We start from the raw sequence: 12,870 nt of genomic DNA, 5'->3' as shown, positions 1-12,870 counted from the left end.
TCAAAATAAGATTCACACACAGGAGAATAAAGTCAATGAATAAATCAGATTTAGTTGCAGCAATTGCACAAACTTCCAACTTAACAAAAGCAGATGCAGCTCGTGCATTGGATGCAATGACAGGCGCAATTACCTCAGCATTAGCCACTGGTGATAATGTAGCCATTACAGGTTTTGGCAGTTTTGTTGTCCGTGATCGTGCAGCACGTACTGGTCGCAATCCTCAAACGGGCGAAGCAATCCAAATTAAGGCCTCTAAAGTGCCTGCATTTAAAGCAGGTAAATTACTTAAAGAATCGGTTAATTCTTAGAATTTTTTAAGTATAATATGTCCGGTGCTTTCACAGTATTGGGCATATTTTTTTTGGGCGCTTAGCTCAGTTGGTAGAGCATCGCTTTTACAAGGCGAGGGTCACAAGTTCGAGTCTTGTAGCGCCCACCAAAATTTTTCGGAGCGGTAGCTCAGCTGGTTAGAGTGTCTGCCTGTCACGCAGGACGTCGCGGGTTCGAATCCCGTCCGCTCCGCCATAACTTTTCTTTGTTATGGTTTCCGATTTGTCTAACATCCGAATTTTCGAAACATAACAAAACCCATGTAAGCATACAAAGGTTTTCGTTTATAATTCCCGTTTCTTATTAAATGAAAGGTTTTTAGATTATTAATCAATTAGCCGTTAACACACATCATTATGCTAGGTTCAATTAGAAACAAAACCAAAACTAAGGGTTGGTTTGCTTATTTAGTCGTTGGTTTGATTACCATTCCTTTTGCTTTATTTGGTATTAGTGAATACTTCACTGGTACTTCAAATATTATTATTGCTTCTGTTAATGGTGCTGACATCTCAAAAGCAGAATTTCTTACAGAATTCAATCCGCAAAAAAGACGCTTGCAACAAGAACTGGACAAAAAATATGACATAGAATTTGATGCCATGTTAAAGCAATCCATTCTTAATCAAATGATTGACAAATACTTGCTTGAGCAATTATCTAGCGAATTGTTGTATGAAACAACTGTCAATGAACTTAATACTATTATTCAAGCCAATAATTTATTCAAAGAAAAGGGACGATTTTCATTAGAAAAATATAAGCAATTATTAAGGCTTAATGGTTATACGACAAGAAAATATGAGGCGATAAAGTTACAAGAATTAACTCAAACTCAAATCAAATACAATTTATTAGATTCTGCTTTCGTAACACCAACACAACTTCTAAGATTACAAAAATTGAATGATCAGCAGCGACAATTTAGTTATATTGCTATTCACGCTAATGATTACGTTAAAGAAGTTAAGGTTGATGCGCAAAGTGTCAAAGATTTTTATAATAATAAAAAGACGTTATTTTTCGCACCAGAGCAAGTAAAAATAGAATTTGTTGAGTTGTCATTAAATGAAATTTCAAAAAATATTAAAGTAAGTGACGATGAATTATTTAATTTTTATGAAGATGAACAAGAACGCTTTACCATAGAAGAAGAAAGGCAAGCACAACATATTTTGCTTGAAGATGAATCAACTGCGCAAAAAGTTATTACCCTATTAAACAGCGGTGGTGACTTTGCTAAACTTGCTAGGCAATACTCTCAAGACACAGACTCTAAATCTGACGCAGGAGATTTAGGCTTTTTTACTCGTGGTGTTATGGTGCCAGAATTTGAGAAAAAAGTATTTGCAATGAAACTTGCTGAAGTTAGTGATTTGGTTAAATCTAAGTTTGGCTATCATATTATTAAACTTAACAATATTAAAGCCAAAACGCTTAAACCGTTTGATGCAGTTAAATCTGAATTACTTGATTTATACACTCAAGCACAAGCACAAAAAGTGTTTTACAGCTTAACTGAACAATTGGCCAACTTGGCTTACGAGGCAAGTTTAGAGAAAATTGTTGATCAAATGGATTTAAAGCTTCAGGTAAGTGATTTTTTTGACAGGAGTAGTACTCAATTAAACCAAAAAATTGTTACTACTGCATTTAGTGACGTGGTTCTTAACAAGGGCGAAAACTCAGAAATTTTGGAATTATCAAAAGATAAATTAATGGTTATCCGCGCACAAAAAAAATTAGCACAAAGACAAAAATCCTTTATTGAAGTTAAAGATGAAATTAATGCACATTTAATGATACTACTGGCTAAAACTTTTGTTGATAATCTTGCCAAGAATATTGTTGATTTATTGACGCACAACGATAAAGACATACTCAAAAAACTAATGAATAAGAATAAACTTAAATGGCATCATGTTGATTGGGTGAAACGAGATTCCAACAAAGTTGAGATGGCTATTATCAATAAAGTGTTTGCATTGTCCAAGCCAACTAATGGTAATTCTAGCTATGGCGCTCAAAATTTGGATGAGAATAATACGGTTGTAATCAAATTATCAGGCGTTAAAACGACAGATATAAAGACGATTAATGCTACTCTTGAAAGCTCTTTATTAAGCTTTGAATCAAGTGAAGTATTTGCAAATATCCTTGAAACGCTTAAATCTCAAGCAAAAATTAAAGTTTTCAGTAGAAATTTATAATCTAGAATTATTTTTACTTTAAATAAATTGTTTATTTTAAACTTTTTAAATATTGTAATATTCTTTCAATTTATGAAAATAAAATTAATATTGATATTGATGTTATTGCCTATATTGAGTAGTAGATCAGGTCGGATTATGCCTGAATCTAACTTGTCTGATGCTCAGGCGGCTAAATTAATTAGATTTTTGCGTGCTGGAATCAAACACCAAAATACGACACAACACCTATTAAAGGTAATATACTTATGAGCAATATTGTCAAGGCGCCACGGGATTGATTTTTTTTGGGGGCGGACACACACAGGGCACTGGAAATTTTTTTTCTTGGCAAAAGGACAGAGAAATTTCACCACAGCACTTGCCAATCAAGTGCTTTTTATATTCAGTAGAAGAGCAAATGATTAAACATATCATTGTTAGTGGTATTAAAGATACTGAGATGATATCTTTTACCAGAGTGTTTAATAGGGCGTTACCTCAAGGTTTAGGAGAGTTTGAAATTGGCGATGAAAAGCAAAAGTTGTGGTTCGCTTTTGTAATTTTAGGAATATGCAAGTATTTTTGAAACTAGATCCTAGATTGGGCGTATGCTACCATGTAGAGCAACAGCTATAGAAGGGGAGGGGGTTATGGGCAAGGTAGTAAGCGTGATGCTTGAAAACTGAGCCAATCAGCTGGTGACCTAATAGAAAAAATACAAGAAATGGTTGAGCAAGGGTTGTGGTAATTAGAACTTTAATATTGCACATAATATTGTTGGCTCAATATTTTCAGGACATGAAGAGCTTTTGATTGAGCGTGTTAATGCGAAATTTTCATATGCTTGATCAGCACTTGATAAAACCATTACAGGCTATCATTTTAAGCCAGCTTATTTGCAACGTTGTGATTTTTCGCTTAATGAGCGTCATTATAAATCCGATAAATACCGTATTTTATTTTTGGTAAGTATGATGAAATAAAAAAAATAAGCAAAAAATATCCTGAAATTGTGCCATTTTTTCCATTAAGGAAAGAGAGTGCATATACTTTAATAATTGCCACCCTATCAATTACACTCTTGCCATTGGTTCAAACAAATGAAGAACGTATGACTATTTTTCACTGCTAAGAAGATATAAAAAGTATCTTAAAAACAAGTTAAAAACCAGTATCAACAATAGGATACCTTTAAAAAATTCTTTGTTAGTCGCTATAGATTTTTAGAGACATTCAGCAGACAATCAAACAAGCCCTGACTCTAAAAAAGTGCAGGGCTTGTTTGATTGATAATTACCTTTATTTATTAATTTGGCCCCTTGTCATAAAAGTTATAACCAGAATCAATATAGGTTATTTCGCCAGTGATGCCTGAGGCTAAATCAGAACACAAAAATGCAGCGGTATTACCCACTTCTTCAGTAGTTACGTTGCGTTTAAGTGCAGAATTATCTGCGGCATAATCAAGCAGTTTGCCAAAATCTTTAATACCAGATGCTGCTAAAGTTTTAATTGGTCCTGCTGAGACTGCATTAACGCGAATACCTCTTTCAGGTCCTAAAGCTGCTGCCATATAACGAACATTAGCTTCAAGTGAGGCTTTGGCTACACCCATTATGTTGTAATTTGGAATAGCGCGAATACTGCCTAAATAACTAACTGTTAATAAAGCGCCATTGTCATTAAGCATGAAATAAGCAGCTTTTGCAAGTGCAGTAAAACTGTATGAGCTAATATCATGCGCCGTGGTAAAATTTTCACGAGTGGTTGCTTGAATATAGTTACCATCTAGCGCTTCACGTGGTGCAAAGGCGACCGAATGAACGATAATATCAAAATTATCCCAATGATTTTTTAATTCTTTAAAGGTTCTTTCAATACCCTCATCACTAGCAACGTCACATTCAATGACAATATTTGAGTGGCAAGCTACGGCGCATTTATCAACTCTCTTTTTGAGTTTTTCATTTTGGTAGGTGAGTGCAATTTCACAGCCTTGTTTAGCCATAGCCTCAACGATTCCCCAAGCAATAGAGCGATTTGACGCCACACCAACAACGAGCGCTTTTTTCCCAGTTAAGAAGCCCATAAATCTCCAATTTTGTTATTAACAGAAAAGTAAATTATAACCTACACAGCACCTATAATGATTAATCGTTTCTTGCTATTATTATTTTATAAATGTTGGATATTTTCTTAATCCCCATTCGAGCGCTTAGAATACGCTACGCTCCCCTGTTGCTGATTTATTTCTCCTATGGTAGTAGTATTTTTACTGCCATTGCTGAAAATTTTTGGGTGAAAGAGGCGTTAGACATGTCAGCTTCTGACTTGGCCGAGCTTGCTGTATGGTTAACCACTCCTTGGACTGTTAAGATGATTTTTGGGCAAATGATTGATAGTATTCAAATTTTTGGCTCTAATCGCAAGTCTTATGTTTATATTGGTGCTGCTTTAATTACATTAAGTTCTGTATTAATGATTGCTGTTATTGGTGATTACGTTATTGTGCAGGATTTTTCTAAAAAGTTTATTTATATTATTGCCAGTGTCATCGCTGTAGTAGGGTTTGTGATACAAGATGTGGTTGCTGACACTATGACAACAGAGGTTGTTGATAAATCCCAAAGTAAGGATAAAATTAACCAAGAACTTGCCACCATTCAGGTTTTATCAAGACTTTCATTAGGTTTGGCTATCTTTTTAACAAGCTGGATTGGTGGTGAACTGGCTAGTGTTTTTAAAGATAATCGTGAAGTGGTGTTTATGATTGCGTTGTTTGTGCCTTTATTGTCAATCTTAGGCATCAGTTTGGTTAAGTTAAATATAGTAACTGTATCACCTATTAACAAGCAAGTATTGTTTGGCGGTTTGACATTTGCTGTTTTTATTGTACTGATGGGGTATAACGACGTGCCTTATTCGCAAGAAATTGTTTTTATTGTTTCTTTTAGCGTGGTGCTGTATTTTCTTCGAGGATTAATTACTGATTTGGATGCTCGCACTATTATGCACATTAAAATGGCAATGATTGTTATTTTTGTTTATCGAGCAATGCCATCAGTGGGTGCAGGTCTTAATTGGTGGCAAATTGATGTACTTGGTTTTGATGAGGCTTTTTTTGCTAAATTATCTGCTATTGCTGGTGCTATTGCGCTTGCTGGTATGTGGTTTTCTGCTAAATTTATCATTAAAAGGAGTATTGTTGAAGTATTAATCTTTTTAACCATTATAGGCACCCTGTTATCAATACCTATTGTGGCGATGTATTACGATGTGCACATTTGGCTAGGTGTTGATGCGCGTACTGTGGCATTGGTTGACACGGCTATTTCCTCACCTTTTAATTATATCTCTCAAGTGTTAATGCTAACATTAGTGGCTATTCATGCGCCAGAAGGAAAAAAAGGCACTTGGTTTGCCTTAATGGCAAGTTTAATGAACATTGCACTTGCTGCTGCTGGTTTACTTACCAAATATTTAAACAAAATTTTTGTTGTCAGTCGAGAGGTTATGACAGATGGTGTTGTGATTAGTACACAAAATTACACAGAACTTGGTAGTTTGCTTTGGGTTGTTATTGGTGTGGGATTTGTAATACCAATTGTTGTTATATTAAAATTTAACCCAAATAAAGCATGAAAACAAGACATTATTTTTTATTAGTTATACTACTGATTGCGCTTGACCAACTAACAAAACTACTGGCTTATGAATATTTAGGCGTTGGTTATTCGCTTGCTATTAATGAATTTTTATCATTAACTTTTGTTCATAACTACGGTGCAGCGTTTAGTTTTTTGGCTGATAGTGGTGGTTGGCAGCGTTATTTTTTATCAAGTGTTTCTGCTATTGCCAGTATTGTTATTAGTGTTTGGATGCTAAGAACACCCTTGAAACATAAGTTTAAACTTATCAGTTTAGCACTTATTTTATCAGGCGCACTTGGCAATATGATTGACCGAATTGCTAATGGGTCTATTGTTGATTTTATTGATTTTCATTACGATGGATTTAATTATCCAATTTTTAATTTTGCTGATATTTTTATCAGTATTGGTGTGATATTATTAATCATACTGGATTGGAAAAAATGAGTGATTGTTTGGTGATTGGTGGTGGTATTATTGGCATGATGAGTGCGAGAACATTAGCAATAGCAGGTGCTAGTGTTACCTTGCTAGATCAGCGTGAGTGTGGCAAAGAGTCGTCTTGGGCGGGTGGTGGCATTATTAGCCCACTGTATCCTTGGCGTTATGATGATTTGACCAATGAGTTAAGTTTTGCCTCACAAGCAGTTTATGCAGATTTATGTCTGCAAATTTTTGAAGATACAGGTATTGACCCGCAATATATCCAATCTGGCTTGTTAATGATGGATGAATATGACTCGTTATTAGCGACACAATGGATGGATAAATATCAGATTAGTTATCAGCCTCATGTTAATGGCGCCTTATTTGCTAACATTGCTCAGGTTCGAAATCCAAGGTTATTACAAGCCTTGAAGGTTGATATTTTGAATAAAGGGGTGAATGTCATTGAGTATGTTCAGGCAAATAATTTATTGATAAAAGACAACCAAGTAATTGGCGTGAAAACCAAGAATAAAGATTATTTTGCACAGGATATTGTTGTTTGTTCTGGCGCATGGAGCTCTAAGTGGCTAAGACTTACTGATGAGGTTTTTCCGATGAAAGGACAAATGATTGTTCTACAATCAACTAAGGACGTAGTAGAGAACATTGTATTAGATCAAGGTAGGTACATTATTCCAAGGGCAGATGGGCGAATACTGGTGGGCTCTACCATGGAAAATGTTGGTTTTGATGGTCGTACTGATATTAGTGTGCAAAAATTACTCCATGAATTTGCCTATCAAAGATTTCCAGCTTTACTTAATGCGAAAATTGAGCACCATTGGTCTGGCTTTAGACCGGCAAGCCTTTCTGGTAAGGTTATACTGGGTAAGCATGAGCAATTTGAGCATTTATTAATAAATACTGGGCATTTTCGCAATGGCTTAAATATGGCATCTGCCAGTGCAGATAAAATTAAACAGCTGATTATCAATGTATAAAATAACCGCTTTTTTGTCATTCTTTATTTGTACTTTAATTGTCAATGCACAGTTAATTAAGGTTTCAGCGCAAGGAAATATTCTTGAAAGCGAATCTAGAAATCATCAGTGTGTACTTGACCAGCAATCTAAGTTGGTATGGGAGGTCAAATTAAGTGATAAAGGGTTACAAGATATGAACAACACCTACACTTGGTTTGATGGTAAATCAGGAGTTGATAATGGCGATTATAGCCATTATTGCCACTGGGGCAAAAATTGTAATACTCAAGCGTTTATTAATACGTTAAATACAGTTAAGTTATGTAAACAAAGCGCTTGGCGCTTACCCAGTGAATCAGAATTGAGAACTTTATTGATTTATGGCGATAATGACTTGCTTATCAATCCAGATTTTTTTCCAAATGCCAAGCGCAAATCTTACTGGAGTACGGATGAGCAAGATGTTGATATTGCAATTGATGTGCCATTTTTCTATGGTGGTAGCAAAGGTTCTGACAAATCTTTTGATGCTCATATTCGAGCAGTAAGTGATGCTTACTAGAATAATAGACCAAAATTTATTTGATTCATATTCAGATGACATTCATACTTTTTTAAAGAAAATTTACGCCGCTCGTGGTATTAATGAGTCGCATTTATCTTTGAATCTTGTCCATCTTTTAAAACCTAATTTCCTCCAACTAGATGTCGCACTTATTTTACTTGAGCAGGCCCTACTTAATCAAAAACGTATTTTGATTGTTGGCGATTTTGATTGTGATGGGGCAACTGCATCTGTTGTAGCAGTTAAGTCATTACGCATGATGGGGGTAAAATTTGTTGATTTCTTAGTGCCTAATCGTTTTGAGCATGGTTATGGTTTGAGCGAGGAAATTGTAAAATTAGCTATTCAAGAAAAACAACCCGATTTGATCATCACAGTTGACAATGGCATTTCAAGTTTTGACGGGGTAAAACTGGCAAAATCATCAAGTATTCAGGTGATTATCACTGATCATCACTTACCCAGTAAAACCCTGCCACAAGCAGATGCCATTATCAACCCCAATCTTAAGGGTTGTGAATTTTTAAGCAAAAATTTAGCAGGTGTTGGCGTGTGTTTTTACTTGTTTTCAGCTTTTAAAACTCATTTGATTAAGTGTGATTATTTTATCAATCATAAAATCACTCCGCCAGATTTGCGAAATGTATTGGATTTAGTTGCACTTGGCACAGTTGCTGATGTGGTAAAACTTGACCAAAATAATAGAATTTTGATTGACCAAGGCATTAAGCGTATCCAGCAAAAAAAATGCGTCCCTGGTATTTTGGCATTACTGGAAATCTCAAATCGACCCAGTGCAACCCTGTGTGCCAGTGATTTAGGTTTTTCAGTCGCACCACGCCTAAATGCAGCAGGGCGTTTGAGTGATATTTCTCGTGGCATTAAATGCTTGCTAACTGAAAATATGAATGATGCTAGACGTTACGCCCAAGAGTTAGAAGTCTTTAATCAAAAGCGCAAACAAAAGCAAACCCGTATGCAAGATGAGGCGCAAGCCATTGTGGATGCGCAAGAAGTAACAGAGGATAAATTTGCCATCAGCTTGTTTGATGCATCTTGGCATGAAGGCATTGTCGGTATTGTTGCTGGTAAACTTAAAGAGGATTACCATTGTCCAGTTGCGGTATTTTCTCAGTCGGGTAATGATTTAAAAGGCTCTATTCGCTCTATTCCCAGTGTACATATCAAAGATTTATTAGATTTATTAGATAGGCAAAATCCTGATTTAATTTTAAAATTTGGTGGTCATGCTATGGCAGCAGGATTAAGCATCAAGCCTGAAAATTTCACTGGTTTTAAGCAAGCTTTTGCAAATGCTATTCAAACTCATTTAGGCAATCAAATACCCAAAGTTGAACTGTTAACCGATGGTGAATTAGAGGCATTTGAATTGTCTTTAGATAATGCACAATTATTAATTGATGCTGGACCTTGGGGTCAAGGGTTTGATGAACCAATTTTTTATGGTGAGTTTGAGTTGGTTGAGCAAAAAGTGGTTGGCGAAAAACACTTAAAATGCCGTTTAAAATTTACAAACAATAACACTGTATATGATGGCATTGCATTTTTTCAAGCACCTATTAAAAACACAAAAGCTCAAATTACCTACAAACTATCCATTAATGAATGGCGAGGTAGCACTTCATTACAACTTATGATTGAACAAATTCACAATATATAATTAAATCATGAAACAAAAATCAAAATCAATTGAAGAAACCCTTTGGCAATTGTGCGATAAATTACGTGGCTTGGTTGAATCATCAGAGTATAAACATGTGGTGCTGGACTTAATATTCTTAAAATTCGCCAGTGATAAATTTGCAAAATTCAGAAAAAGAGCATGTACATTGGGACTTTATCATTAAAAATGTCAAACAAACGACATTGCTTTAAAAATTGATACCGTACTCAGCACGATTGAAAAACCCCCGCTTTAAAAGGTGCATTGTCTGATAATTATTTTTCTCGTCTAGGGCTGGGCTAGACACTGAAAAACTGGCTGTACTGATTGATAAAATTAATGATATTAACACCTTGAATGATGCATAAAATGATATTGTTGGTAGGGTTTATGAGTATTTTTTATCACATTTTGTCTCTAAAGAAAGCAAAGGTGGTGGCGAGTTTTACACGCCAAAATACGTGGTGCAATTGCTAACCCGAATGTTCAAACCCTACCAAAGTATTATTTATGATCCAACCTGTGGTTCAGGAGGTATGTTTGTACAAAGTGTTGAGTTTATTACCTCCTGGCAATGCTAACTACGCTTGGATATGATATGCATATGTTAAGCAAACTTTCGGTCAGTGACACGGCAGGATTTCTGTTGGTAAATGGCTCAATGAGTTTTAATACCTCAGGAGAAGGCGGTATTAGACAACAAATCATCAATAATGATTTGGTTGATTGTATGATTGCCTTGCCGGGGCAACTTTTCTACATTACGCAAATCCCTGTGTGCCTATGGTTTTTGACCCGTAATAAAACCCAGTAAAACTTTATTTATTGATGCTAGAAACCTAGGCTCGATGATTGACCGTGTGCATAAACAGCTCATCATAGAGGATATTCGAAAAATTACCCAAACCTATCCACGCTTGGAGAGGTTGAAGCAAAAGATGGCAATTATCAAGACATTTTAGGCTTTTGTAAATCTGCCACCATGGATGAGATTAAAGCCAATGATTATGTGGGTGATATGCCGGCGTGGAAGAAGAAGAGGACGATTCAGAGGTCTTTGAAATTCTAATGCAAGAATTTAACTCAAACCTTATTTAAACAAATGAGTGAGGCCAAAAAACTAGACCAAAATCTAAAAGGCTTGGGTTATGAGTAAATTAATTAGAAATAGCACGGAAGAATTTTTGATATTTATAACACAAGAAGACAAAAATAGTATTGAGACCCAATACAAAGATGGCACTGTTTGGTTTTTACAGAAATTAATGGCAACACTTTTTGAAGTGGATGTCAGTACCGTCAATGAGCACTTAAAAAATATTTACAACAATGATGAGTTAGATAAAAATACAATTATTGGAGATTTCCCAATAGTTCAGAAAGAAGGCAGTAGAGCCTTAAAAAGAACAATAGCATTTTATAATCTTGATGCAATCATTTTTGATAAATTGATGATAGAGTAGTCGACTAATAAGGGTTAATGATGAGTGAATCAGCAGCAATCCAATAAAATGTTTGGCATATTTTGACGATATAATTTATACAAGAACTGGACAGGTTGGGTTAGTTAAGACATAGAATTATTAACCAAAAGAACAACACGTCTAACGAGGTAAAAAAGACTTATGGCTTTGCTAAATATTTGCATGACTCTTTTCCCAATGTAACTTTTGTAGGATTTGCAGGCACGCCAATAGAAGTAACTTTATAGGTGTTTGGTAAAGTTGTCGATGCCTACACTATGATACAATCGGTTAAAGATGAAATAAACAGTGCGAATTGTTTATGAAGGGCGAACAGCTAAAGTTGCATTGCACAATAGCGAATTAGAGAAAATAGAAGCCTACTATGAAATAGCGATAAAAGAAGGGGCGAATGAATATTAGATAGAAGCCAGCAAAAAAGCAACTGCCACTATGAATGTTATTCTTAGCGACCCAGACTGCTTGCAAGTATTAACACAAGAGTTGGATAAGCAATTTAAAAATGAAAAATCTAATTTCAAGATAGCCATTGTGGTTGATATATGCTTGACAGGGTTTGATGTGCCATTTTTGGATTCAATTTATATTGACAAGTCAATCAAACAGCACAACTTGATTCAAACGATTTCCCGAGTTAATCGAAAATTTAAGGGAAAGAACAAAGGCTTGGTGATTGATTATATTGATATTAAAAAGCAAATTAACCTTACTTTAGTTAATACAACCAAGGCGAAAGAGAAAACTTTGAAGACTTAGAAGAATCTTTAATCATCGTTAGAAATCATTTGGATTTGTTGGCTAAAGTTTTTCATCAATTTGAAAGCTCTAACTATTTTAATAGCACTGCATTAGAATAGTTAGATACTTTGAACGGGGCGGTTGAATACGTGCAACTAACCAAAGTGTTTGAAATTCGTTTTATGGGGTTGGTAAAACGCCTAAGCCGCTTATGATATTTGTGCAGGTGGTGAGCAATTAATGCAAGTAGAAAGGGATTTTGTGCATTTTTATTTAGCCATTCGTTCAATCGTTTTTAAGCTAATAAAAGGCAATGTACCTGACACTGCTCAAATGAATACCAAAGTTCGTAAAATGATAAGAAATGCTTTAAAAAGTGATGGCGTTGAAGAAATTAATAAAATTAAAGGGGTTGATTTTCCTAAAAAAATGCAATCTTTGATTGAGCGTTATAATGAAAGAAAAGAAGATGACGTGTTGCGTAGTGAAGTTTACGAAGAAATGGCTAATCAACTCTTGTTTAATTTAACAAATTAAACAAGAGTTGATTAGCAGGTGATGCGCTAGGGATTGATTTTGAGTAAAAAGCGTTTTACGATATTTTAAAAGACTTGTGCATTAAATATGATTTTAAATACTCTGAGGACAAACTTATTAAATTGGAATAAACAAGACGATATTAAATCTGCTTTAAAGGTGGGGCTGATATTATTGTTAGATAAATACGGCTATCCACCTGTAGAACGGGACGAAATTTACAAGGATATTTTTGAGTAGGCTGAAAATTTTAAAAAACATTATTCAAGCGAATC

The 12,870-nt window shown here is 35.1% G+C and carries 10 protein-coding genes, 2 tRNA genes and 2 pseudogenes; 13 read left to right on the top strand and 1 reads right to left on the bottom strand.

Annotated features, from left to right (window positions below; translation table 11 throughout):
- Nucleotides 1–35 precede the first annotated feature (35 nt).
- From HUE58_RS03220 to HUE58_RS03200, 5 genes are all read left to right on the top strand, one after another.
- A complete protein-coding gene (locus HUE58_RS03220) occupies nucleotides 36–311 on the top strand; it encodes an HU family DNA-binding protein (RefSeq protein ID WP_174605604.1) in 276 nt (91 codons plus the stop codon).
- Nucleotides 312–366: 55 nt separating this feature from the next.
- Nucleotides 367–442, top strand: a tRNA-Val gene (locus HUE58_RS03215).
- 9 nt (nucleotides 443–451) lie between these two features.
- A tRNA-Asp gene (locus HUE58_RS03210) sits at nucleotides 452–528 on the top strand.
- Nucleotides 529–689: 161 nt separating this feature from the next.
- Nucleotides 690–2,543, top strand: a complete 1,854-nt coding sequence (locus tag HUE58_RS03205; RefSeq protein WP_174605603.1) for a SurA N-terminal domain-containing protein — start codon at nucleotides 690–692, stop codon at nucleotides 2,541–2,543.
- Between the two features lie 277 nt (nucleotides 2,544–2,820).
- Nucleotides 2,821–3,111 (top strand): hypothetical protein, encoded by a 291-nt coding sequence (locus HUE58_RS03200; RefSeq protein WP_174605602.1) that lies wholly within the window; start codon nucleotides 2,821–2,823, stop codon nucleotides 3,109–3,111.
- Nucleotides 3,112–3,831: 720 nt separating this feature from the next.
- Here the strand turns inward: HUE58_RS03200 and HUE58_RS03195 are convergent.
- Nucleotides 3,832–4,614, bottom strand: coding sequence for an enoyl-ACP reductase FabI (locus tag HUE58_RS03195; protein WP_174605601.1), 783 nt, complete (start codon nucleotides 4,612–4,614; stop codon nucleotides 3,832–3,834).
- A gap of 92 nt (nucleotides 4,615–4,706) precedes the next feature.
- Between HUE58_RS03195 and HUE58_RS03190 the strand changes: the two genes are divergently transcribed.
- The 8 genes and pseudogenes from HUE58_RS03190 to HUE58_RS03150 all read left to right on the top strand — a co-directional run.
- Nucleotides 4,707–6,167, top strand: coding sequence for an MFS transporter (locus tag HUE58_RS03190; protein WP_174605600.1), 1,461 nt, complete (start codon nucleotides 4,707–4,709; stop codon nucleotides 6,165–6,167).
- Complete coding sequence (gene lspA, locus HUE58_RS03185) at nucleotides 6,164–6,622, top strand: signal peptidase II (RefSeq protein ID WP_174605599.1); 459 nt, start codon at nucleotides 6,164–6,166, stop codon at nucleotides 6,620–6,622. Before HUE58_RS03190 ends, lspA begins: the two co-directional genes overlap by 4 nt.
- Complete coding sequence (locus HUE58_RS03180) at nucleotides 6,619–7,605, top strand: NAD(P)/FAD-dependent oxidoreductase (protein ID WP_174605598.1); 987 nt, start codon at nucleotides 6,619–6,621, stop codon at nucleotides 7,603–7,605. The genes lspA and HUE58_RS03180 overlap by 4 nt, the downstream gene beginning before the upstream one ends.
- Nucleotides 7,598–8,149: an Lcl C-terminal domain-containing protein gene (locus HUE58_RS03175; RefSeq protein WP_174605597.1), complete on the top strand. Its 552-nt coding sequence runs from the start codon at nucleotides 7,598–7,600 to the stop codon at nucleotides 8,147–8,149. The genes HUE58_RS03180 and HUE58_RS03175 overlap by 8 nt, the downstream gene beginning before the upstream one ends.
- Entirely contained in the window at nucleotides 8,139–9,833 is a 1,695-nt protein-coding gene (recJ, locus tag HUE58_RS03170; RefSeq protein WP_174605596.1) for a single-stranded-DNA-specific exonuclease RecJ, read from the top strand. The genes HUE58_RS03175 and recJ overlap by 11 nt, the downstream gene beginning before the upstream one ends.
- Nucleotides 9,834–9,840: 7 nt before the next feature.
- Nucleotides 9,841–10,992 (top strand): annotated as a pseudogene (locus tag HUE58_RS03160) (N-6 DNA methylase).
- Entirely contained in the window at nucleotides 10,985–11,299 is a 315-nt protein-coding gene (locus HUE58_RS03155; RefSeq protein WP_174605594.1) for a virulence RhuM family protein, read from the top strand. The pseudogene HUE58_RS03160 and the gene HUE58_RS03155 overlap by 8 nt, the downstream one beginning before the upstream one ends.
- A 137-nt stretch (nucleotides 11,300–11,436) precedes the next feature.
- Nucleotides 11,437–12,835: pseudogene (locus HUE58_RS03150) on the top strand (type I restriction enzyme endonuclease domain-containing protein); the annotation flags it as partial.
- Nucleotides 12,836–12,870 lie beyond the last annotated feature (35 nt).

The sequence above is a fragment of the Candidatus Ruthia endofausta genome (assembly GCF_013342985.1).
Lineage (GTDB): Bacteria > Pseudomonadota > Gammaproteobacteria > PS1 > Pseudothioglobaceae > Ruthia > Ruthia endofausta.
The sequence above is the reverse complement of the archived record's forward strand: the minus strand, read 5'-3'. Positions and strand labels throughout refer to the sequence as shown.